Origin of the sequence: Pseudomonas arabinosi, assembly GCF_047758675.1 — a bacterium.
GTDB classification, from domain to species: domain Bacteria; phylum Pseudomonadota; class Gammaproteobacteria; order Pseudomonadales; family Pseudomonadaceae; genus Aquipseudomonas; species Aquipseudomonas arabinosi.
In genome coordinates this window covers 2,313,259-2,334,332 of record NZ_CP180480.1, presented here as the reverse complement: position 1 = coordinate 2,334,332, position 21,074 = coordinate 2,313,259, and the positions used below count along the sequence as shown (strand labels likewise).

Below are 21,074 nucleotides of genomic sequence, written 5' to 3'. Positions count from 1 at the left end.
CGGCTTCGCGCCCTCCTCTATATAGTGGGGAATGCGTGGCCTGCGTGGCGGGCGACGCTTGCCGGGCGGGGAAAGGGTGACTGGGCGGTCAGTCACGGCGCTTTACCTGGCCTGCGGCGGTGAGTAACGTCTGCCCTACTTTATTGAAAGGAATAGCGTCATGAGTGAGTTGATTTCCTACCATCTCGAAGACGGTATCGCGACCCTGACCTTGAGCAATGGCAAGGTCAATGCCATCTCTCCAGACGTGATTGTTGCGTTTAACGCCGCGCTGGATCAGGCGGTGACTGATCGTGCGGTGGTGATCATTACCGGTACGCCCGGGATGCTGTCGGGCGGTTATGACTTGAAGGTGATGACCTCCGGTCCTAAAGAGGCCGTGGCGCTGGTGACTGCCGGTTCGACGCTGGCCCGTCGTCTGTTGGCGCACCCGTTCCCGGTGATCGTGGCATGCCCTGGGCATGCGGTGGCCAAGGGCGCGTTCCTGCTGTTGTCGGTGGATTACCGCATTGGTGTCGACGGCCCGTTCAGCATTGGCCTGAACGAAGTGCAGATCGGCATGACCATGCACCACGCCGGTATCGAGTTGGCCCGTGATCGTCTGCGCAAGTCGGCATTCCATCGCGCCGTCATCAACGCTGAAATGTTTAATCCGCAAAGCGCCGTGGATGCCGGGTTCTTCGACCTGGTGGTGTCGGCCGAAGAGCTGCACGGCGCGGCGCTGACGGCGGCTCGTCAGTTGAAGAAGATCAACATGACCGCTCACAAGAACACCAAGCTCAAAGTGCGCAAAGCGCTGCTGGAGAGGCTGGACAACGCAATCATCCAGGATCAGGATTTTTTGGTTTAAACCCAAACGTGCCACACCGAAAAAGCCCGACCGTCGTGTCGGGCTTTTTCTTACGCGCTCCGTTGAAAAGCCTACAACCGCTCTAGATCGCATCTGACCCATAAGTCGGAAACATGCGCTTAAACATCGCCTATCTCCCACCTCTATAGTGGCAATTGCCGAAAACAGTGCACATCCGTACACTGCGCCACCTTTTGTCCCGGTGGGGCCTGTAAATGCTGTTTGTGTTTCGTATGTTACTGATGGGCCTGCACTTTATTCTGGCCGGTGTGCTTGGGGTGATTCTCGGCCTGTGCCGACCGTTCAATCCGGACAACAGCCGTTTGTGCGCGCGTCTTTATGCATGGCCGGCGATGTGCATTTTGCGTCTGCGGGTTAAGGCCGATGTTGGACCGCTGATGGATAAACCCGACAGCTGCGTGATCATCGCCAACCACCAGTCCAACTACGATCTGTTTGTGTTCGGCAATGTGGTGCCCCGCCGCACCGTGTGTATCGGCAAGAAGAGTCTGAAGTGGGTACCGCTGTTTGGTCAGTTGTTCTGGCTGGCGGGCAATGTGCTGATCGATCGCGGCAATGCGCAGAAAGCGCGCAAGTCGATGCTGACCACTACCCACACGTTACAGAATGAAGACACGTCAATTTGGGTCTTCCCGGAAGGCACGCGCAACCTGGGCGAAGAGTTGCTGCCGTTCAAGAAAGGCGCCTTTCAAATGGCCATTGCCGCCGGGGTGCCGATTGTTCCGGTGTGTGTCAGCAGTTACGTTAAACACATGCGATTGAACCGTTGGCGCAGTGGGAAGATTCTGATCCGTTCGTTACCGGCGATTCCTACGGCTGGATTGAGCCTGGATGACATGCCGCTGCTGATTGCCCAGTGCCGCGAGCAGATGCGCGAGTGCATCGCTTCGATGGACCGGCAACTGCAAGCCGCGTAAAAGAAACCCGCCTTGTGCGGGTTTTCTTTTGCCCGCGAGCTTTTGCCTACGAACTCAACAGATTTCACTGACTCTCAAGCAGCAGACAGGGCTAAGCTGGAGACTGCCTGTCACTGCCATCTTTGCTAATAGAAAGCTGCCAATAAGAAGTGAATCACTATCATGGGTAGAGTTGTTGCTGCTGCGGTTTATAGCGCCGGTAAGAAAGTCACCAATCTCACGCTCGACGAAGGCGCTGCCTGGGCGGCAAAGCCCGGCCACTTTGTCTGGATCGGCCTCGAAGAGCCGAATGCCCAGGAGCTGTTCAATCTGCAACGCCAGTTCAACTTGCACGAACTGGCCATCGAAGACGCCCTGGAAAAACACAGTCGACCGAAGCTGGAAACCTTCGGCGATGCACTGTTCATCGTCACGTATTCGCCGATCCGGCATGAAGGCAAATTGGAGTTCATTGAAACTCATATCTTTGCCGGCAACGGTTACATCATTACCGCTCGCAACGGTCATTCAGCGTCCTACGCCTATGTCCGACAGCGTTGTGAGGCGCGTCCGATATTGCTGGAGCACGGGGAAGATTTCGTACTCTATGCCATCCTCGATTTCGTGATTGAAAACTACCAGCCCATGGGTGAAGCGATCCATGCCGAGATCGATGAGCTGGAACGCAACGTCATGTGTAGCTCCCTGAACGAGCGCGATATTCAAAAACTTCACAGTCTGCGCCGTGACGTCTTGCGTTTGCGTCGGTATGCGGCGCCGATGGTGGAGATTGGTGAGGAGCTGCAGAAACTCAGCTTTCCATTCATCGACAAGAACATGCGTCCGTACTTTCGCGATGTGCAGATTCATGTGACGCGGCAAATGGAAGACCTGACGACGCTCGCGGACATTGCCAGCCAGACCATTGAAGTTGGGGTGTTGCTGGAGGCGTCACGCCAAAGCGTGGTGCAGCGCAAGTTTGCGGCGTGGGCGGCAATTCTGGCGTTCCCGACGGCGGTGGCGGGGATTTACGGGATGAACTTCCAGAACATGCCGGAGTTGAGTTGGCATTACGGGTATTTCGGGGTGTTGGGGTTTATTGCAGTGGGTTGTGTGGGTTTGTGGGCGAGCTTCAAGCGGTCAGGGTGGTTGTAGAGCCACACGTTTTTCAGTGAGAACCGGTTACCCCCATTCGCGAGCAAGCCCGCTCCCACATTGGATCTTCGTCGTGACACAGATCCAATGTGGGAGCGGGCTTGCTCGCGAAGCTTTTAGCTTTTAACCGCTTCATCCTCAGGCTTGTGCGCCACAAACCGCATCATCCACTCCGCAACGGTAGCGCCGTGATGGTCGTGCTCAAGGCTCGCCATACCTTTCGAATAAATCTGCTCTCCCAGCGCTTCCTGACGAATATCCAACAGCGCGCGCGAGTAATCGTGAATGAACTCCGGATGTCCCTGGAAGCACAGCACCTGATCGTTGATGTGGTACGCGGCAAACGGGCAGAAATCGCTGGAAGCGATGACCGTGGCGTTTTCCGGGAGCGCGGTGACCTGGTCTTGATGGCTGATCAATAAAGTCAGTTCTTCCCTCACCGGGCTCATCCATGGCGCCTTGGCGGCGAGTTTGTAGTTGTGGGTGCCGACGCCCCAGCCTTGGGTTGCACGTTCGCTCTTGCCACCCAGCAGCAGCGCCAACAGTTGATGGCCGAAGCACACGCCCAGCAGTTTGTCGCCGCGCTCGTAGCGGGTCAGCAGGTAAGCCCTGAGGGTTTCAATCCACGGGTCGGTGCCGAAGGAATCGGCCTTGCTGCCAGTGACCAGGTAGGCATCGAACGTCAGCTCATCGCCGGGATACTCGCCCTGCATCACGTTGTACACAGTGAACTCGGCAGCGATGGGTTGCTGCGAAAACAGACGCTGGAACATCTGCCCGTAACCCTGATATTGATCGACCAGTTCCGGACGCAGGATGTCGGTTTCCAGAATGCAGATGCGTAACGACATAAAAAATACCTGACACGTGATGGGAATAATGCACATCCCAGAGCCTGCCTTGAAACACAGTGGCAAGGCAAGCCCCGGAATGCGTCACCCGTCCCCTAGAACGCCTCCCCTTTGGCTGCTTTCTCCAGCAATAGCGCAGGGGGCGCGAATCGCTCGCCATACTGCTCCGCCAGATACTGGGCGCGGGCGACGAAATCTTTAACGCCGTACTGGTTGATGAACTGCAGCGCTCCACCGGTCCAGGCCGCGAAGCCAATGCCGAAGATCGAGCCGACGTTGGCGTCCGCCGTCGAGGTCAACACCCCCTCCTCCACACAGCGCACGGTTTCGATGGCCTGCACGAACAGCAGTCGATCACGCACGTCCTTCGGCGAAATCTGCCCGTCAGCCTTCTCGAAACGGCTTTTCAGCTCTGGCCACAGATGCTTCTGCCCACGGGCCGGATAATCGTAGAAACCGCCACCCGCAGCCTTGCCCGGACGTTTGTATTCGTAAAGCAGCAAGTCAATCACGGCGAACGCCGGGTGCTCAATCAGCGGTTTCCCTTCTGCTTGCAGGTCTTTGGCGGTTTGCTGACGGATATGGCTCATCAGGCTGAGGGAAACTTCGTCGGAGATCGCCAGAGGTCCGATCGGCATGCCGGCCTTGCGCGCTTCGGTCTCGATCATCGGCGCGCTCACACCTTCGCCCAGCATGGCGATGCCTTCGTTGGTGAATGTGCCGAACACCCGCGAGGTGAAGAAGCCGCGACTGTCGTTGACCACAATCGGCGTTTTCTTGATTTGCAGGACGAAATCGAAGCCGCGAGCCAGGGTTTCGTCGCTGGTGTGGGCGCCTTTGATGATTTCTACCAAGGGCATTTTCTCCACGGGGCTGAAGAAATGCAGGCCGATGAATTTGCTCTGATCCGGCACGGCAGCAGCGAGGCCGCTGATTGGCAAGGTCGACGTGTTGGAAGCAATCACCGCGTCCGGGCCAACGACTTTTTGCGCCGCCGAAGAGACGTTGGCTTTCAGATTGCGATCTTCAAACACCGCTTCGATGATCAGATCACAACCGGCCAGATCGGCATCGCTTTCAGTGGGGTGAATTCGCGCCAACGTTGCATCGCGCTGATCGGCACTCAATTGGCCACGCGCAACCTTCTTGTCCAGCAGCGCCGCCGAATGAGCCTTGCCCTTCTGCGCGGCCGCAAGATTGATGTCCTTGAGCACCACGTCGATGCCGGCCGACGCGCTGACAAAGGCGATTCCGGCGCCCATCATGCCTGCGCCCAGCACACCCACCCGACGCGTCACGTAGGGCGCAAAACCCTGAGGCCGCGAGCTGCCGGCATTGATTTCGTTGAGTTGGAACCAGAATGTGCCGATCAGGTTTTTCGACACCTGGCCGGTGGTCAACTCGGTGAAGTAACGGGTTTCGATCAGGTGCGCGGTGTCGAAATCCACCTGAGCACCTTCTACCACGGCGCAGAGGATTTTCTCTGGCGCGGGCAGGCAGCCCTGGGTTTTGCTGCGCAGAATCGACGGCGTGATGGCCAGCATTTGCGCGACTTTCGGGTTCGACGGCGTGCCACCGGGAATCTGGTAACCCTTCACGTCCCAGCGCTGCACAGCTGAAGGATGGGCGATAATCCAGGCGCGTGCCTTGGCCAGCAGTTCATCACAATCCGCCGCCAACTCATCAATCAGACCCGCCCGCAACGCCTGCTGCGGCCGGACTTTCTTGCCCTCGAGCAGATAGGGCAAGGCTTTTTCAATACCGAGCATCCGCACCATGCGCACCACCCCGCCGCCTCCCGGCAGCAGGCCGAGGGTCACTTCCGGCAAGCCGAGTTGCACCGAAGAATCGTCCAGCGCCACCCGGTGATGGCACGCCAGGCAGATTTCCCAACCGCCGCCCAACGCGGCGCCGTTGATCGCGGCGACCACCGGTTTGCCGAGGGTTTCCAGGGTTCGCAGCTGCCCTTTGAGCGTCAGCACCATGTCATAGAAGGCTTTGGCTTCAGGCTTGCCGACCTTGATCAGTTCATTGAGGTCGCCGCCGGCAAAGAAGGTTTTCTTGGCCGAGGTGATGATCACGCCGGCGAGGGTGTCTTTGTCGGCAACGAGTCTGGCAACACACGCGGCCATGGCTTCGCGGTAGACCGCGTTCATGGTGTTGGCGCTCTGGCCCGGCATGTCGATGGTCAGGACGACGATCTGGTCCTGACCTTTTTCGTAACGAATGGCTTCAGTCATGATGAAAGTGCTTCCTTGAAGTCGGTCGGGGCTCAGAGGCGTTCAATGATGGTGGCGATGCCCATGCCGCCGCCGACACACAGCGTCGCGAGGCCATAGCGCAGGCGTCGGGTTTCCAGTTCATCGAGCAACGTGCCGAGGATTGCGCAGCCGGTGGCGCCCAGCGGGTGGCCCATGGCGATGGAGCCGCCGTTGACATTGATCTTGTCCGGGTCTATTGCCATGTCCCTGATGAATTTCAGCACCACCGAGGCAAAGGCTTCGTTGACCTCGAACAAGTCGATGTCTTCAACCCGCAACCCGGCCTTGGCCAGTGCCTTGCGGGTGGCCGGCGCAGGGCCGGTGAGCATGATGGTCGGGTCGGTACTGGTGACGGCGGTGGCGACGATCCGCGCCCGCGGTTGCAAACCCAGCGCCCGCCCCTTGGCTTCGGAGCCGATCAGCATCAGCGCCGCGCCATCGACGATCCCGGAACTGTTACCCGCCGTGTGCACGTGGTTGATCCGCTCAACATGGCTGAAGACCCGAAGTGCGGTGGCATCGAAGCCCATTTGCCCGATCATCTCGAAGCTCGGCTTGAGCTGGCCCAAGCCTTCCATGGTCGATCCGGCGCGAATGAATTCATCGTGATCGAGCAGGATGATGCCGTTCTGGTCCTGCACCGGCACCAGCGATTTGTTGAACGAACCGTCGGCCCTTGCCCGCGCAGCCTTTTGCTGGGAGTGCAGCGCATAGGCATCGACGTCTTGACGGCTGAAGCCTTCGATCGTGGCGATCAAGTCCGCGCCCACGCCTTGAGGGGCGAAATGGCTGTGAAAACTGGTTTCCGGGTCGTGTGCCCAGGCGCCGCCATCGCTGCCCATCGGCACGCGGGACATGGACTCGACGCCGCCGACCACCACCAGGTCTTCGAAGCCGGAACGCACCTTCATCGCGCCGAGGTTCACCGCCTCCAGCCCCGAGGCGCAGAAGCGGTTGATCTGCAAACCCGCCACGCTGACGTCCCAATCCGCCACCTGGGTCGCGGTTTTGGCGATGTCGGAACCCTGGTCGCCGATGGGCGTTACGCAGCCCAGTACCACATCGTCGACCTGACTGGTGTCCAGAGACGTGCGCTGTTGCAGCGCCGTGAGCAGCCCGGCCACCAGGTTCACCGGTTTGACGCTGTGCAAGGCGCCATTGGCCTTGCCTTTGCCACGGGGCGTGCGTAACGCGTCGAAAATCAAAGCTTGGGTCATGACGTCCTCGAACCTGAGCGGGGAGTAAATGCAGAGTCCCCACCTTAGGCCGAGCGGCCCCGGATTCAATGACCGCAGTGCTCACTGATGTTGACGGTCACGCTCAGACGGACGGTAGGCAACCACCGGATTAACCGATTCAGGACACCGAGCTGTCTAGCAAACGGGCGCCCAAGAAGCTGGCATTAGGCCTCATGTCTTTTTAAGAGCAATTCAGGTGAAGTCCATACGAAATGGATCTAAACCAAGCGTGACGCGGGCTCTAAGGTGAACTTGTACGAAGTTGTCGTCGGGTTTTGCCGAGGCGCTCGTCAAACAGGAAGTGCACCGCTCTGCCGTCATGGAGAAATGCAGGCAGGCATCAGGAAATAACAATAAAGGCGGTCAAGCCATGTTCAAACAATCGAAAGTACGTCAAGCCGGGCTCATTCTTTTCGCCACTACGCTGTTGTTGATTTTGCCGAACCTGACCAAGGTGATCGGCTAGTCGGTCAATAAAAAATACGGCGCCAGGTTTTATATCGCTCTCTAAAAATGTGACGGGTTCGCTACCCGGGCCAGCGTGGGTGTGCCAACCTTTGTGGCACTTCCACGACATGGACGGCGATCACTTGAAAACGCTCATTTTGTTCGGGGCCTTGCTGCTCAGCACGCCTCTGTCTGCCGCACAGCTGAACCTTGAGCTCGGCGCGAGCAGTCGCACCTGGCAAACCGAGGAATTGCTCAAACATCCTCAGGTTCAGACCATCACCATCAGTAACGACGTTTCCTACAAACGGGACATGAGCTATCGCGCTGTTCCGGTGGCTGCGTTGTTGACCGGCATCAAACCTGAAGACCATTTACAGGCAGTGGCCCTGGATGGTTTTGCCGCAGAACTGTCGGCTGCGCCATTGCTTAATACCAAGGGCGCGCGCGCGTGGCTGGCGATTGAAGAGCCCGCCAAGCCGTGGCCATCGCTGTCGGAAGGCAAACCCGGCGCCGGGCCGTTCTATCTGGTCTGGACAGACCCGCAGGCGGGCGACATCAGCCCCGAGCAATGGCCCTTTCAAGTGGCGAGCATCAAGCGCATGGCACCGGTGGCCGAGCGCTTCCCTGCCCTGCTGCCCGATCCAGCGTTGAAGGCTGACGATCCGGTGAACAAGGGCTTTGCGCTGTTTCAGAAGAATTGCCTGGCGTGCCATCGATTGAACGGCGCCGGGGATGCGCAGTTTGGGCCGGACCTGAATATTCCGTTTAACCCGACCGAGTATTTCGGCGCGGATTTCCTCAAGCGCTACATTCGTGATCCGCAGAGCTTGCGCCAGTGGCCACAGGCGAAGATGCCCGGGTTCTCGGCGACGGTCTTGCCGGACGGGGATCTGGAGAGGTTGGTGGGGTATTTGAAGCACATGGCAGGACGGAAGGTTAAGCCCTGACACCAATCCCCTTGTGGGAGCGAGCCTGCTCGCGATAGCGGACGTTCAGTCAGTAAATCTGTGGCTGACACACCGCTATCGCGAGCAGGCTCGCTCCCACAGGGGATTTATGAAATCCCGGATTATTGCTGTTGGACTGAGATAATCGGGATCGGCGTTGGCGAAACAAACACCTTCGCATGCATCTGCTCGCAACCCCCGCCACGCCGCATGCCACGCACCGGGCAGGCGTCCAGGTAATCCAGGCCCACCGCCAGTTTCAGATGACGCTCGGGCCGTGCCAATTCATTGGTCACGTCGAAGCTGTACCAGGCGTCATCGAGCCAGGCTTCCGCCCAGGCGTGACTGGCCAGGTGTTCACTGTTCTCGCTGTACAAATAGCCCGACACATAACGCGACGGAATGCCCAGGCTACGGGCGCAGGCGAGAAAGGCGTGGGTGTGGTCCTGACAGACGCCCGAACGCCCGGCGAAAGCCTGGGCGGCGCTGGTGTCCACTTCGGTGGAGCCCGGCGTGTAGGTCATGTGCTGGTTCAGGCCATGCATCAAGTCGATCAGCGCCGTGCGATCCCGGCGTTGCTTGCATTCCTTCTCGGCGAACGCACGCAGGGCTTCGTCGGCTTCGGTCAGGCGCGTGAAACGCAGGAACGGCAGCGCCGACTGGCTTTCATGCTCCGCCTCGCGCAATTCGTCGATGTCCACCTGCCCACGAGCGCCAATGATGATCGCCTCGTGAGGCTCATCCATGGTCAGCACGTGCAGGATGTTGCCGAACGGATCGAGTTGCGCGCGCACCGGACGCGGCAAATCGAGCTGCCAGCTGAGCACATGCTGGCGCTCGCTGTCGTGGGGTGTCAGTCGCAGGTACTGGATGCTCGCCCGCACCTGATCTTCGTAGTGATAGGTGGTCTCGTGGCTAATGGAAAGTCTCATGCAGCCTCCAGGTAAGAACTGTGTATGGCGTTACCCAACTGGCGCACCAGCGGGATGAATTCGGTCAGCCAGGCGTGCAGGCCTTCGTCGAGAATTTCGGTGATGCCGGTGTAGCGCAGGCGTGCGTCCATTTCCGCTGCCAGGCGTTGCGCGGGACGGCCGTTGGCCCCCGGCAGCTGGGCAAGGATCTGGTCGATTTCTTCGGTGCAGGCGCGCAATGAACGCGGCACGTCAGCGCGCAGCAACAGCAACTCGGCCACATGCCGGGCGCCGGGTGCATCGCGGTAGATCTCGGTGTAGGCCTCGAACGAGGACAACGCCCGCAGCAAAGCACTCCACTGGTAATACGCGTGCGCGGTGCCATCGCTGACCGCCTCGGCCTGATCGCCAGCCATTTCGTAGCGGGCGTCGAGCAGGCGCAGCGTGTTGTCGGCCCTTTCGATAAACGTCCCCAGACGAATGAAGCGGAACGCATCGTTACGCATGATCGTGCCGTAGGACGCGCCGCGGAACAGGTGGGAACGTTCCTTGATCCACTCGCAGAAACGGCTCATGCCGTAGCGACTCAAGCCCTGATCGGCAATCCCGCGGATCTCCAGCCAGGTGGCATTGATGTTTTCCCACATGTCGGCGGTGATTCGCCCACGTACCGCATGGGCGCTGGCCCGCGCGGCGCCGAGGCAGCTGTAGATGCTCGCCGGGTTGGCCGCGTCCAGGGCGAAGAAATGCAGCAGCCGTTCAGCGTGCAATTCGCCGTGGCGCTCCAGGTAATCGTCCAGGGTGCCGGTGATCAGCAACGGCATGGCGAGTTCATGCAGGCCGTCACCACGGCCATCCTGCGGCATCAGCGACAGCGAATAACTGATGTCGAGCATCCGTGCGAGGTTTTCCGCCCGCTCCAGGTAACGCGACATCCAATACAAATCCGAGGCAGTTCTACTTAACATGGCAGGCTTCCTTCAATCCTCGACCACCCAGGTGTCCTTGGTTCCACCGCCCTGGGATGAATTCACCACCAGGGAGCCTTCGCGCAGGGCAACACGGGTCAAACCGCCGGGCACAACCCGGGTTTCGCGGCCAGACAATACAAACGGACGCAGGTCGATGTGGCGTGGAGCAATGCCGTTTTCGACAAAGGTCGGACAGGTCGACAGGGACAACGTCGGTTGTGCGATGTACGCATGGGGTTTGGCTTTGATCCGCGCGCGGAAAGACTCGATTTCCGCCGCCGTTGCCGCCGGCCCAACCAGCATTCCATAACCGCCGGAGCCCTGGGTTTCCTTGACCACCAACTCTGGAAGATTGGCCAGTACGTGGGACAGTTCGGAGGGATTACGACACTGCCACGTCGGCACATTCTTCAGAATCGGCTCTTCATCCAGGTAGAAACGGATCATGTCCGTGACGAAGGGATACACCGACTTGTCGTCCGCGACCCCGGTACCGATGGCATTGGCCAGCACCACGTTGCCGGAGCGATAGGACGACAGCAGCCCTGGAACGCCAAGCATCGAGTCCGGGTTGAACGCCAGCGGATCAAGGAACGCATCGTCGAGGCGACGGTAGATCACGTCGACGGCTTTCGGCCCGTCCGTGGTGCGCATGAACACCTTGTCATCCCGCACGAACAAGTCCGCGCCTTCCACCAGTTCAACGCCCATTTCCCGCGCCAGAAATGCATGTTCAAAGAACGCGCTGTTGAAACGACCCGGCGTCAGTACCACCACGCTCGGGTTATCAATCGGGCTGGAGCTTTTCAGGGTGTCGAGCAACAGGTTCGGATAGTGGTCGATAGGGGCAATGCGCTGGGCCGCGAACAATTCGGGGAACAACCGCATCATCATCTTGCGGTCTTCCAGCATGTAGCTGACGCCGCTCGGTGTACGAAGGTTGTCTTCCAGCACGTAGTAAGTGCCGTCGCCATCGCGCACCAGATCGACACCGGAGATGTGGGAATAGATATCGCGGTGCAGATTCAGCCCTTGCATCGCCAACTGGTATTGCTCGTTGGCCAGCACTTGCTCGGCCGGGATTATGCCGGCCTTGATAATGCGCTGCTCGTGATAAAGGTCGGCGAGGAACATGTTCAACGCCTTGACCCGCTGAATGCAGCCGCGCTCGACAACTCGCCATTCACTGGCGGGGATGCTGCGGGGGATGGTGTCGAAGGGAATCAGGCGCTCTGTCCCTTGCTCATCACCATAGAGCGTGAATGTTATCCCGGCGCGATGAAATAGCAGATCGGCCTCGCGTCGCCGTTGTGCCAAAAGCTCGTCAGGCGTTTCGGACAGCCAACGGGCAAACTCCCGATAATGCGGGCGGACCTGGCCGCCGGCATCGTACATCTCATCAAAATAGGTGCGGATCATGCCGTACTCCTTGTCACCCGGACATCTGGGCTTCGCAAAGCCCGTGCCATCGGCATAAACGCTTTGATATCAATCAGTTGGATAATTGCACTGCACGCACCGCACCAATCCTGTGCGGTAAATGCCCCCACCTGATCGCCCCCGCTTCATTGCGAAGCAATGTTGTCGCCTATCACCAGCATAGCCAGAGTTGATTTCACTGCCCGGGAGTCGATGCGGATAATCCGCCCATTCGCTGGAAAACTTGATGAACTTCCCTTTAGCCGCCTGTTTAGGCGGTTTTTTTTTGCGTTTTTGAAACGTTATGAATCAAAAGCACGATCAAGAGATCGCAGCCTCGTTTCACTCGACAGCTCCTACAGGGTGCACGCCATCCCAATTGATAAACGCCATCCCAACGTAGGAGCTGCCGAAGGCTGCGATCTTTTGATCTTGCTTTTGACTTGATCACCCCCGAAACGAAAACGGCCAACCCTGAGGTCAGCCGTTGCTGAGTGTTGTCACTGTTCATAAGTTATGCGAGTCGCCCTCGTACCTCCTGCTTGACGCCCCATCCTTCGATGATGCCGCCCAAAGGCTCGACCACCGCCTCGAAATCCTGCTCAAAATCGCCGATGCCGTCATAAGTGGCGTACATCACTTTGCTCAGTTCCAGGTACCACGCGCCGTCATCGCGCACGCTGATTTGTGCATTCATGGATTCACCACAGTAATGCCCTGCCGCCCTGCGTGCCCGCTCCTCGTCCGGGAAAATGGCGTAGAACTCGATGGGATGGAATCGTGAAAAGTCGAAACCGCCTTCTTTCATGCGGCGCAAGACGCTGGTGCTGATGTCTTCTTGATAGGCTGTGCTCATGAAACGTCCCCCTCAGACTGATGGATAGACTTTCCGTATTCCCGGCACTCGCAACCGAATGGGGCGAGCGATGCGGCAACAACGTTGCCGGTGGGAAGCAAGCATGTAGCTGACAAGACCAGACCTTAGCGATCCGTTCGCTGATCTCGATTGCAGAGTAGCCTCAAGAGAGAGCCGCTGCCAAGGCCTGGTTAGGAATGTGACAGGAGATGTTCAGATTGGCGTGATGCCGAGGATTTGAATGGCGTTCTGCGCTTTCAGACTTTTGACGCTCGCATCAGCGGTTCGCCCTTCCAGATCATTCAGATCCAGCTCGGCAGCGACAGGAAGGAGGCGTGCCTTGATGAGTTTGGCGGCGTGCTCATTATCCGGGCACTCCTCGCACTCAAAGACCTCATCGACTGTTTCACCGTGATCATCCACGAAAGTGATTTTCCACTTTTGCATCAGTGCCTCCTCGATAAAACCCATGGATGGGCTTACATGTATCTCGACATTCTTCCCCGGCCAATCGTTCAACCGGACCTTCTACACCTATAAGTGAAGCATGAAAAAAGGGCCGTCTCCTGTGTGTTTTCACACAACCTGAGAGGGCCCTTTCTGGCTTGCTCGATATCAGTCGTTGCTAGGCTTGTTCACAGCCTGCAGGACGTATTGCGGCAAGGCGAACGCGCCGATGTGGATTTCCGGGTTGTAGTAGCGGGTGATGATGCCGCTGCCGGCGAAGCGCTGCTGCAGGGTTTCGCGGGACAACTTGCGATAGGCGGTATTGGTCGCGCCCCAGGCGAAGGTCATGGCGCCGCCGATGTAGGTCGGCACGGCCGCCTGGTAGAAGTGCCAGTCCGGGAACAGGCTGCGCAGACGTCCGGCGGTGGTTTTGACTTCTTCGATTTGCATGAACGGCGTGCCGTTCTGGGTCACCAGGATGCCGCCTTCGTTCAGGCAGCGACGGCAGGCCTGGTAGAAGTTTTCCGAGAACAGCACTTCGCCCGGGCCGATCGGGTCGGTGGAATCGGAAATGATCACGTCGAATTTTTCGGTGGTGGTGGCGACGAAACGCATGCCGTCGTCGATCACCAGGTTCAGGCGTGGATCAGCGAACGCACCCTTGGAGTGGTTCGGCAGGAATTCCTTGCACATGTCGACCACGGTGCCGTCGATCTCGACCATGGTGATGTGCTCGATGCTGCGGTGTTTGGCCACTTCGCGCAGCATGCCGCCGTCGCCGCCACCGATGATCAGCACGCGCCTGGCAGCGCCATGCGCCAGGATCGGCACGTGGGTCAACATCTCGTGGTAGATGAATTCGTCGGCTTCGGTGGTCTGGATCACGCCGTCCAGCGCCATGACGCGGCCCATGCGCGGGTTTTCGAAAATCACCAGGTGTTGGTGTTCGGTGCGCACTTCGTACAACAGTTTTTCCATGCGAAAACGCTGGCCGTAGCCTTCGTAGAGGGTTTCCAGGTACTCGCTGGTCGGGGTGTTGCTCATGGGAAGTGCTCCGATGGATGCGGTTGGCAACGGACGGTTACCCGCCCATGATGGCCAATCGATCAGCTCGATTGCCCCGGGAAAGGCGAGAATTCTACGTTGCGGAACATGACAGATCGAACGTCACTTGATGACTCGCCCCAATCCCCTTGTGGGAGCGAGCAAGTCGGATCGCCGCACCGTCGCTCCCACAAGGGGAAATGTGTCGGTCTTGAGTGCGTATCAGATCCGGACGTTGCCTCGTGGTCCGGCGATGGCCCAGATGATCAGGCCCAGCACCGGCAGCAGCAGGATAAGCAGCACCCAGATGATTTTCATCCCTGTGTCGGCACCACTTTTGAGCACGTTGATGATTGCCCAGATATCCAGGGCAAGAATAATCAGGCCAATCAGACCGTTGAACGTGGAACCCATGGTGTTGCTCCCTAAGAGTGGTTTGCACTCTTAGGATAGCCGGGCCTTGCGAGGGTTCCGCTTTTTAAACGTGGACGGCGATTTTGAGGGCTTCCAGCGAGGGTGCGGCAGCGATGCCGACTTTGGCACACAACTCGAGTACGCGCGGCACGTCGTTGCCGAAAACCAGCACCACTTGCAGTTCGTCGTCGAGCAACTGACTGAAGTTCATCAGCGTGTAACCGCCGTTTTCCTTGTTCATGCTGCCCATCTGCACCTGAATGCGATTGAGCGCGGTCAGGGCTTCAGTCTTGGCCAGTTGCTTGGGTTTGATATTGAAATCAACGCCAGGCCCGAACGAGGAAACGATCTGGGCGAACAGGTCCACATAGGTGTCGGCCTGGAACAGTACGGTCTCCGGCAAACTGCCAACGACGACCCACTCGCCAAGCGGAATCGGGAACGTTTCGTCGTAGTTGATATCCGGATTCGCCGTCAGAAAAGCCTCGGGATCGGCGTAGGCCTGGGCCGCTTCGTCAGCAACTTTCAGGATTTCGTCATCGCTCATGCACCCGGAGCTGATTTTGCTGATGAGTTCGACGAGTGCGGCTTTCATGGGGCGGAATCCTGTAGCGAGGGAATTTTGAAGGCGCGAAGGATAGCGCATTACGCCCCGCAATTCCTGTGCGCGAGCATGGCCGGGATTGTTGACCCACATCAAGATCCAGCTCCCTGAGTAGCGGCACAATACTGGCACCTTGCCGAAACTGTTTCCGCTATCAGAGAAGACCTCCATGGGTGCCTGGCTTAGCAATATCTCGCTGAAATACAAATTCTGGGCGGTCAACGCCGTCGCCTTCGTCACGACCTTGCTGCTGGTGTTGTACGCCGTACAGCTCGAACAACAGGCCCGCAGCCATGCTTATCAGGCATCGGCACAAGCCCAGGCGCGACTGCTGAACGCCTGGCCCGCCGGGCAACCGCTCCCCAAAGCCGATAACGTGCTGACGTTCAGTCGCGGTCAGGCACCGTTGCTGAACGGGCAGCCGGTACTGGAACTGGCCGATACCAACGGCTGGGTCGCAATCAATGCCATGCCACTGTTCGGCGACAACCCGTTGATGGGTGCCGAAGTGTTTACGCGCACGGATGGCAACCAGGTCGCGGTGATTGCCCATGGCCCGAGCCTGACCCAGGTATTTGGCGAGCGCTTTCCCAACTATGCCGTGGCGGTGGCGATTCTGATGCTGGCGATGCTCGGCGCTTCGCAGTTGTTGATCCGCTTCCTGCTCAGCCAACTCAACACGCTGAAGGATGTGATGCTTCACGTCGAGAAAACCGGTGACCTGTCGGCCCGTGTACCGCTGGCCTGCTCTGACGAAGTCGGGCAGATGGCCAATGCCTTCAATGCCATGCAAGCCGGTTACCAGCGGGTGGTCAACACCGTCGCCAGCACCGCCCGGCAACTGGATATCGGCGCGGCACGTCTGGCGTCGAGCATGAACGAGGTGCGTCACGGCATGCTAGGCCAGCAAAGCGAAACCGATCAGGCCGCCACGGCGATCAACGAAATGACCGCCACGGTCTATCACATTGCCCAGCACGCCGGCGCCACCCGCGACCTCTCGCAAACCGCCGACACCCTGGCCGGCAGCGGGCAGGAAGTGGTCAGCCGGGTGCAGAAGTCGATTGCCGGCCTGTCCAACGGGGTGCAGCAGACTGCCGAGATGATTCAGCGTCTGGCCGAGGACAGTCAGAAGATCAACGGCGTGGTCGGTGTGATTCACAGCATCGCCGAGCAGACCAATCTGCTGGCGCTAAACGCAGCGATTGAAGCGGCCCGTGCCGGTGAAATGGGTCGCGGTTTTGCGGTAGTCGCCGATGAAGTGCGCAACCTGGCCAAGCGTGTCCAGACCTCCACTGACGAAATCACGATCATGGTTTCGGCGTTGCAGGCCGGGACCCGGGATGCGGTGGACTTCATGCAGGAAAGCTCGTTCAAGGCCGACGATTGCGTGCAGCAGGCTCAGGAGGCCGGCGCAGCCTTGGCGGAAATCACCAGCGCCGTGGCACAGATGCGTGAAAGCAATACGCAGATCGCCGTGGCGGCCGAGCAACAGAGCCACGTGGCGGAGGAGATGAATCGGTCGGTGGTGAGCATTCGCGACGTCACCGAGACCACGGTGCAGCAGACGGTGGACTCGGCGACCACCAGCCATGAACTGGCAGCGTTGGCCGGGGAATTGAGCAAGGCGATCGGTCAGCTCAAACTGTAAGGCCCCCTTCGCGAGCAAGCCCGCGCCCACATTTGATCGCATTTCAATGTGGGAGCGGGCTTGCTCGCGAAGGCGTCAACCCGGCCAACATCAATATTGAACATGACACCTATCACTCCGATAGCCAGCCTTGATTCGCCGACTGGTTTGCCCCGGCCTATTCTTTGTTCAAGAGCCTCAACGAACCAAGGATTACCATCATGGGCAAACGTCATCCCAACCTCCCCGCCTGGCAATGGCGAGCGTACCCGAACAATCACCAGCACCCGACCAATCTGGTGCTGCACCTGATTGCCGTGCCGCTGTTCATCGTGGCGTTTCTGTTGATTGCCTCGGGAGTGTTCAGTCTGAGTTTCGCGAATGTCGCGATTGGCGTCATCGGCCTGCTCGCCGCCCTCGGCCTGCAACGCCACGGTCACAGCCTGGAGGCGCAAGCCTCCGAGCCGTTCAGTGATCGCAAAGATGCCGTGTCGCGCTTGCTGGTCGAGCAGTTTCTGACTTTCCCACGGTTTTTCCTGAGCGGCGGCTGGTGGCGCGCCTGGCGTGAGCGCCACCGCCGTCACTGATCAAGCGAAAATCGTCACCGTTTGCCGGCTCATGGCGATCAACTGACCGTCCGCGTTCCACAATTTCGCGGCGGCATGCCCGTAGCCGTCAGCGGCATGCTCGATTTCGACGAGGTATTTGCACCAGTCCAGCGTGCTCAGTTCAAGCAACGGCTGAACGAATTCGATGGTCCAGGTCAGCGTGCTGCCCATCGCCGGTTTTTTCAGGTGAGGCAACAGCGCCGGTGGCCAGGCGTCGACCAGCGCCAGGATATGCGACTCGCTGACGGCCTCTTCCTTCACGTCCCCACGCAAGCGCACCCAGCCGCCCATCTCGCGGGATTTGTTGCCGGTGAACGGCAGCCCGCCGACGCTCCAGCGCATCGCCAGATGGCGCATGAACTCCGGAGTCACACCTTTGATGTAAGGCAGTTCCTGGCAGTCGTCCCAGTGCTTCATCTCGGGCGCCGGTTCGGCGATCACCGCCACTTCCGACGGCCGCGAGGCGCCGAAGCTGCCCTGGACCAATGTCACCACCTGGCCCTTCTGCATCGCCCGGCCCAACACCTGGCTGACCGCTTTGCCTTCGCGCAACACATCGACTTCAAAACTGACCGGTACTTCAGGCTCGACCGGACCGACAAAGGTGATCGCCAGCGAGCGCACCGGACGATCCGCCGGGACTTTCGCGCGCATGGCTTCGTACTGCAAGGCGGCCACCAGGCCACCGAAACTGGCACGCCCCTGAGCCCATTCGGCCGGGATAGACAGCTCCAGCGGCTGGCTACGGACAGCGTCGAGCAGATCGGAAAAGCGCATGGAAACCTCAGAGCGGGAAAAGGATGAAGGAATCTTAACCAGCCTGCGGGGATGGCACAGCGCTTATTCCGGCCAAAAGCACTGACAGATGAGCCGCACTCGATACGAACACTCATACCAAGATCAACACAAACAATTGTGGGAGCGAGCTTGCTCGCGATGGGGTTGTGACATTCAACATTGATATTGGCTGTCATACCGCTATCGCGAGCAAGCTCGCTCCCACAGGGATATGTGGTGGTTTCAGGATTTGAAGCAATCGGCGCTGAGTTTGTCGAGGACGCGGTCGGCGCGGCCTTCGGCCTTGGCCATGGCAGTTTTCCAGGCTGCGACGCAGGGCTGCAAATCGGTTTCTTGCTCAGCTATGGCCAGCCATTGCCAGCAATCGTGCCAATCGCCCAAGGCAACTTGCGCGGACTTCAAGCGCGGCATCGCCGCTTTCGGCAGTCGATCCAGTTCGGGATAGGCTTCGATGCCGTAACGCACGCGCTTGATCAGCAGGCGCAAACGGTGGCGATCATGCGCCGGATCGTGCAGAGCCTGATCGAGTTTTTTCCACTGTTTGGCCAAACGTTTTTCGATGCGTTGACGCAAGCCCTTGAGCAAGCCCTGACGCTGGGAGGCCCGCAGAAAACGCGGAAAGGCATCGAGGATCATCAGCAATTGCGCCACTTCAGGACTCGTCGCCACCGCCGGGTAAGCCTCGGCCATCTGCGCCATGCGCCGATGGGCCGCCTCGGATTGATCATGCTCGAGCAGGTACGCCGCCAGCACTTCGCGATCGCGCAACGGCGTGGTCAGGTCGCCGACCCGGGACGCCGCCGCTTCCAGCTGTTCCACCCCGGGCAAGCCGCGTAATGGCCGCAGCAGACTGCGCAAACGGCGAACCGTGGTGCGCAGATCGTGCAGCGCTTCAGGGTCGGTGCGGGCACTCAAGCGTGCCTGACAGGCCAGCAAACGGACTTCCAGGCCCAGTACATGGGCCACCAACCGGTTAATCATGGGGGGTTACTCCGTAATCAGCTGCAAGCCGCCAGCCGAAATCCGGGGCGACCGACTTATCGCTTGCAGCTTAGAGCTTAGAGCGGCTTTCAGCGCCCCGCGCGCGACTCACGAATATAAAAACGCGCCTTCTCGGCTTTCTTGGCGCAACCTTCGAACGCTTCGAATTGCTGCTGGGTCTTGGCGCCGGTCAGCAATGACAGGGCCTTGGAATAGCTGACAGTTCCGGCAAAACCTTCAGCCTTGGCCAGATCCAGTTCATGCCACGCCGCATCGATCCCGCTACCGCAGCTATCACGGTAAGCGGTTTTGCCGGCACAACCGGCAAGTGCCAGGGCAATCAAAGGCACACAGATCCAGGCTTTCATTATTCACACCTCAAAGATAGGTCAACAGTCGTGCAGTTAAGACGGTCTGGCGCGTGAAAAGTGCCTTGGCCCGTCGCGGAAACTCTAGTGCTCGCGAGAATACCCATCTGCCGCCAAAGAGTGTCGAAAAAACGACGCCCTCGCCTCGCGCAACGACCTTAGCGATTGAAGCGCGCCCCTCGATGGGTGCATTGTTGAACCTTGTCAGACGAGGGCGATTCATGAAAAAGCGTGTCGCGCTAGTGCTGGGCTCAGGTGGGGCCCGGGGCTACGCCCATATCGGGGTCATTGAAGAAATCGAACGGCGTGGCTACGACATCGCCTGTATCGCCGGATGTTCCATGGGGGCGGTGGTCGGCGGGATCTATGCCGCCGGCAAACTTGACGATTATCGCAACTGGATTGAAAGCCTGGATTACCTCGACGTCTTGCGCCTGGTGGACGTCAGTTTTCGCCTGGGTGCGATTCGCGGGGAGAAGGTTTTCGGGCAGATCCGCAAAATCGTCGGCGAGATCAATATCGAAGACTTGCGCATCCCCTACACGGCGGTGGCCACCGACCTGACCAACCAGCAGGAAATCTGGTTTCAGGAAGGTTGCCTGCACCAGGCCATGCGCGCCTCGGCGGCGATTCCCAGCCTGTTCACCCCGGTGATGCAGGGCAACCGCATGCTGGTGGACGGCGGCATCCTCAACCCTTTACCGATCGTGCCGGTGGTGTCGAGTCATTGCGACCTGATCATCGCGGTCAATCTCAACTCCACCAACCAGCGCCACTATCAATTGCCGGTGATCCAGCGCCCGGCGGCGTTCAAGACCCGTTTCGACAGCCTGATCAACTCGCTCGGTTCAAAATTGCCCTTCCGCCGCAAACAGGCGGAACAATTGCTGCTGCTGGAAAAGGAAGCGTTGATGGCCGAAGCGGCCGAGATCAACCCGTGGATCGAATCCGCCGAACCCGAAGCCCAGCAACCGGCCGCCGCCCCTGAACGCGAGGGCGCGCCGAAGTCCGCCACTGGTTCATTCATCATCGACAACGTCGGCCCGGCGTCTTTGCTGGACCTGATTAACCAGAGTTTCGAGGTGATGCAGACGTCATTGGCGCAGTACAAGATCGCCGGTTATCCGCCGGATATTTTGATCAACGTGCCGAAACGGGTGTGCCGGTTTTTCGAGTTCTACAAGGCACCGGAACTGATCGCGCTAGGGCGGGAAATTGCGCGGGATACGCTGGACCGGTATGAGAATGAGCGGGATGCCTGAGGTTCTCGAGTGAAGCAACTGGCCCCATCGCGAGCAGGCTCGCTCCCACATTGAAATGCGATCAAATGTGGGAGTGAGCCTGCTCGCGATGG

21 protein-coding genes are annotated in these 21,074 nt (G+C 59.1%); 7 read left to right on the top strand and 14 right to left on the bottom strand.

Annotated elements, in window-relative coordinates:
- Positions 1-160: 160 nt before the first annotated feature.
- From ACMXYJ_RS10890 to ACMXYJ_RS10880, 3 genes are all read left to right on the top strand, one after another.
- Positions 161-850: a crotonase/enoyl-CoA hydratase family protein gene (locus ACMXYJ_RS10890; protein ID WP_415759806.1), complete on the top strand. Its 690-nt coding sequence runs from the start codon at positions 161-163 to the stop codon at positions 848-850.
- 215 nt (positions 851-1,065) lie between these two features.
- Entirely contained in the window at positions 1,066-1,788 is a 723-nt protein-coding gene (locus ACMXYJ_RS10885; protein WP_415759805.1) for a 1-acylglycerol-3-phosphate O-acyltransferase, read from the top strand.
- 162 nt (positions 1,789-1,950) lie between these two features.
- Positions 1,951-2,922: a magnesium and cobalt transport protein CorA gene (locus ACMXYJ_RS10880; protein ID WP_415759803.1), complete on the top strand. Its 972-nt coding sequence runs from the start codon at positions 1,951-1,953 to the stop codon at positions 2,920-2,922.
- 116 nt (positions 2,923-3,038) lie between these two features.
- Here ACMXYJ_RS10880 and ACMXYJ_RS10875 read toward each other — a convergent pair whose 3' ends face one another.
- The 3 genes from ACMXYJ_RS10875 to ACMXYJ_RS10865 form a co-directional block, all read right to left on the bottom strand.
- Positions 3,039-3,773, bottom strand: a complete 735-nt coding sequence (locus ACMXYJ_RS10875) for an amidotransferase (RefSeq protein WP_415759802.1) — start codon at positions 3,771-3,773, stop codon at positions 3,039-3,041.
- A 95-nt stretch (positions 3,774-3,868) separates the two neighbouring features.
- Positions 3,869-6,013, bottom strand: coding sequence for a 3-hydroxyacyl-CoA dehydrogenase NAD-binding domain-containing protein (locus tag ACMXYJ_RS10870; RefSeq protein WP_415759801.1), 2,145 nt, complete (start codon positions 6,011-6,013; stop codon positions 3,869-3,871).
- Positions 6,014-6,045: 32 nt separating this feature from the next.
- Complete coding sequence (locus tag ACMXYJ_RS10865) at positions 6,046-7,251, bottom strand: acetyl-CoA C-acetyltransferase (protein WP_415759799.1); 1,206 nt, start codon at positions 7,249-7,251, stop codon at positions 6,046-6,048.
- Positions 7,252-7,847: 596 nt separating this feature from the next.
- On the opposite strand from ACMXYJ_RS10865, the gene ACMXYJ_RS10860 reads away from it, so the two are divergent.
- Positions 7,848-8,669 (top strand): c-type cytochrome, encoded by an 822-nt coding sequence (locus ACMXYJ_RS10860; protein WP_415760707.1) that lies wholly within the window; start codon positions 7,848-7,850, stop codon positions 8,667-8,669.
- A gap of 122 nt (positions 8,670-8,791) precedes the next feature.
- Here ACMXYJ_RS10860 and ACMXYJ_RS10855 read toward each other — a convergent pair whose 3' ends face one another.
- The 8 genes from ACMXYJ_RS10855 to ACMXYJ_RS10820 all read right to left on the bottom strand — a co-directional run bounded on the left by ACMXYJ_RS10855 (position 8,792) and on the right by ACMXYJ_RS10820 (position 15,326).
- On the bottom strand, positions 8,792-9,601 hold the full coding sequence (locus ACMXYJ_RS10855) for a transglutaminase family protein (protein ID WP_415759797.1): 810 nt from the start codon (positions 9,599-9,601) through the stop codon (positions 8,792-8,794).
- Positions 9,598-10,548, bottom strand: a complete 951-nt coding sequence (locus ACMXYJ_RS10850; protein ID WP_008148807.1) for an alpha-E domain-containing protein — start codon at positions 10,546-10,548, stop codon at positions 9,598-9,600. Before ACMXYJ_RS10850 ends, ACMXYJ_RS10855 begins: the two co-directional genes overlap by 4 nt.
- Before the next feature lie 12 nt (positions 10,549-10,560).
- Positions 10,561-11,970 carry a circularly permuted type 2 ATP-grasp protein gene (locus ACMXYJ_RS10845; protein WP_415759796.1) on the bottom strand — a complete coding sequence of 470 codons (1,410 nt, stop codon included), beginning with the start codon at positions 11,968-11,970 and terminating at the stop codon, positions 10,561-10,563.
- A 514-nt stretch (positions 11,971-12,484) separates the two neighbouring features.
- Positions 12,485-12,826 (bottom strand): ribonuclease E inhibitor RraB, encoded by a 342-nt coding sequence (locus tag ACMXYJ_RS10840; protein WP_415759794.1) that lies wholly within the window; start codon positions 12,824-12,826, stop codon positions 12,485-12,487.
- 213 nt (positions 12,827-13,039) lie between these two features.
- Entirely contained in the window at positions 13,040-13,273 is a 234-nt protein-coding gene (locus ACMXYJ_RS10835; protein ID WP_415759793.1) for a hypothetical protein, read from the bottom strand.
- A 168-nt stretch (positions 13,274-13,441) separates the two neighbouring features.
- Positions 13,442-14,317: a polyamine aminopropyltransferase gene (speE, locus tag ACMXYJ_RS10830; protein ID WP_415759791.1), complete on the bottom strand. Its 876-nt coding sequence runs from the start codon at positions 14,315-14,317 to the stop codon at positions 13,442-13,444.
- 222 nt (positions 14,318-14,539) lie between these two features.
- A complete protein-coding gene (locus ACMXYJ_RS10825; RefSeq protein ID WP_008148797.1) occupies positions 14,540-14,731 on the bottom strand; it encodes a PLDc N-terminal domain-containing protein in 192 nt (63 codons plus the stop codon).
- A 64-nt stretch (positions 14,732-14,795) separates the two neighbouring features.
- On the bottom strand, positions 14,796-15,326 hold the full coding sequence (locus ACMXYJ_RS10820) for a hypothetical protein (protein WP_415759789.1): 531 nt from the start codon (positions 15,324-15,326) through the stop codon (positions 14,796-14,798).
- 178 nt (positions 15,327-15,504) lie between these two features.
- Here ACMXYJ_RS10820 and ACMXYJ_RS10815 point away from each other — a divergent pair, with 178 nt between their 5' ends.
- Positions 15,505-16,986 carry a methyl-accepting chemotaxis protein gene (locus ACMXYJ_RS10815; RefSeq protein WP_415759788.1) on the top strand — a complete coding sequence of 494 codons (1,482 nt, stop codon included), beginning with the start codon at positions 15,505-15,507 and terminating at the stop codon, positions 16,984-16,986.
- A 200-nt stretch (positions 16,987-17,186) separates the two neighbouring features.
- Positions 17,187-17,552, top strand: a complete 366-nt coding sequence (locus ACMXYJ_RS10810; protein WP_415759787.1) for a terminase — start codon at positions 17,187-17,189, stop codon at positions 17,550-17,552.
- On the opposite strand, the gene ACMXYJ_RS10805 is transcribed toward ACMXYJ_RS10810, so the two are convergent.
- From ACMXYJ_RS10805 to ACMXYJ_RS10795, 3 genes are all read right to left on the bottom strand, one after another.
- Complete coding sequence (locus tag ACMXYJ_RS10805) at positions 17,553-18,350, bottom strand: acyl-CoA thioesterase (RefSeq protein WP_046047940.1); 798 nt, start codon at positions 18,348-18,350, stop codon at positions 17,553-17,555.
- A gap of 243 nt (positions 18,351-18,593) precedes the next feature.
- On the bottom strand, positions 18,594-19,352 hold the full coding sequence (locus tag ACMXYJ_RS10800; RefSeq protein ID WP_415759786.1) for a CHAD domain-containing protein: 759 nt from the start codon (positions 19,350-19,352) through the stop codon (positions 18,594-18,596).
- A gap of 89 nt (positions 19,353-19,441) precedes the next feature.
- The gene (locus tag ACMXYJ_RS10795; protein ID WP_056744143.1) at positions 19,442-19,720 is read right to left on the bottom strand and encodes a hypothetical protein; all 279 of its coding nucleotides are present in this window, start codon (positions 19,718-19,720) and stop codon (positions 19,442-19,444) included.
- Positions 19,721-19,941: 221 nt separating this feature from the next.
- Here ACMXYJ_RS10795 and ACMXYJ_RS10790 point away from each other — a divergent pair, with 221 nt between their 5' ends.
- Complete coding sequence (locus tag ACMXYJ_RS10790) at positions 19,942-20,982, top strand: patatin-like phospholipase family protein (protein WP_415759785.1); 1,041 nt, start codon at positions 19,942-19,944, stop codon at positions 20,980-20,982.
- Positions 20,983-21,074 lie beyond the last annotated feature (92 nt).

Coding starts and splice junctions, on each gene's coding strand:
- ACMXYJ_RS10825 (WP_008148797.1), bottom strand. CDS start 14,731: ATGGGTTCCACGTTCAACGGTCTGATTGGCCTGATTATTCTTGCCCTG.
- ACMXYJ_RS10800 (WP_415759786.1), bottom strand. CDS start 19,352: ATGATTAACCGGTTGGTGGCCCATGTACTGGGCCTGGAAGTCCGTTTG.
- ACMXYJ_RS10880 (WP_415759803.1), top strand. CDS start 1,951: ATGGGTAGAGTTGTTGCTGCTGCGGTTTATAGCGCCGGTAAGAAAGTC.
- ACMXYJ_RS10795 (WP_056744143.1), bottom strand. CDS start 19,720: ATGAAAGCCTGGATCTGTGTGCCTTTGATTGCCCTGGCACTTGCCGGT.
- speE (WP_415759791.1), bottom strand. CDS start 14,317: ATGAGCAACACCCCGACCAGCGAGTACCTGGAAACCCTCTACGAAGGC.
- ACMXYJ_RS10835 (WP_415759793.1), bottom strand. CDS start 13,273: ATGCAAAAGTGGAAAATCACTTTCGTGGATGATCACGGTGAAACAGTC.
- ACMXYJ_RS10885 (WP_415759805.1), top strand. CDS start 1,066: ATGCTGTTTGTGTTTCGTATGTTACTGATGGGCCTGCACTTTATTCTG.
- ACMXYJ_RS10840 (WP_415759794.1), bottom strand. CDS start 12,826: ATGAGCACAGCCTATCAAGAAGACATCAGCACCAGCGTCTTGCGCCGC.
- ACMXYJ_RS10875 (WP_415759802.1), bottom strand. CDS start 3,773: ATGTCGTTACGCATCTGCATTCTGGAAACCGACATCCTGCGTCCGGAA.
- ACMXYJ_RS10805 (WP_046047940.1), bottom strand. CDS start 18,350: ATGCGCTTTTCCGATCTGCTCGACGCTGTCCGTAGCCAGCCGCTGGAG.
- ACMXYJ_RS10890 (WP_415759806.1), top strand. CDS start 161: ATGAGTGAGTTGATTTCCTACCATCTCGAAGACGGTATCGCGACCCTG.
- ACMXYJ_RS10815 (WP_415759788.1), top strand. CDS start 15,505: ATGGGTGCCTGGCTTAGCAATATCTCGCTGAAATACAAATTCTGGGCG.
- ACMXYJ_RS10855 (WP_415759797.1), bottom strand. CDS start 9,601: ATGAGACTTTCCATTAGCCACGAGACCACCTATCACTACGAAGATCAG.
- ACMXYJ_RS10850 (WP_008148807.1), bottom strand. CDS start 10,548: ATGTTAAGTAGAACTGCCTCGGATTTGTATTGGATGTCGCGTTACCTG.
- ACMXYJ_RS10790 (WP_415759785.1), top strand. CDS start 19,942: ATGAAAAAGCGTGTCGCGCTAGTGCTGGGCTCAGGTGGGGCCCGGGGC.
- ACMXYJ_RS10865 (WP_415759799.1), bottom strand. CDS start 7,251: ATGACCCAAGCTTTGATTTTCGACGCGTTACGCACGCCCCGTGGCAAA.
- ACMXYJ_RS10810 (WP_415759787.1), top strand. CDS start 17,187: ATGGGCAAACGTCATCCCAACCTCCCCGCCTGGCAATGGCGAGCGTAC.
- ACMXYJ_RS10845 (WP_415759796.1), bottom strand. CDS start 11,970: ATGATCCGCACCTATTTTGATGAGATGTACGATGCCGGCGGCCAGGTC.
- ACMXYJ_RS10870 (WP_415759801.1), bottom strand. CDS start 6,013: ATGACTGAAGCCATTCGTTACGAAAAAGGTCAGGACCAGATCGTCGTC.
- ACMXYJ_RS10860 (WP_415760707.1), top strand. CDS start 7,848: ATGGACGGCGATCACTTGAAAACGCTCATTTTGTTCGGGGCCTTGCTG.
- ACMXYJ_RS10820 (WP_415759789.1), bottom strand. CDS start 15,326: ATGAAAGCCGCACTCGTCGAACTCATCAGCAAAATCAGCTCCGGGTGC.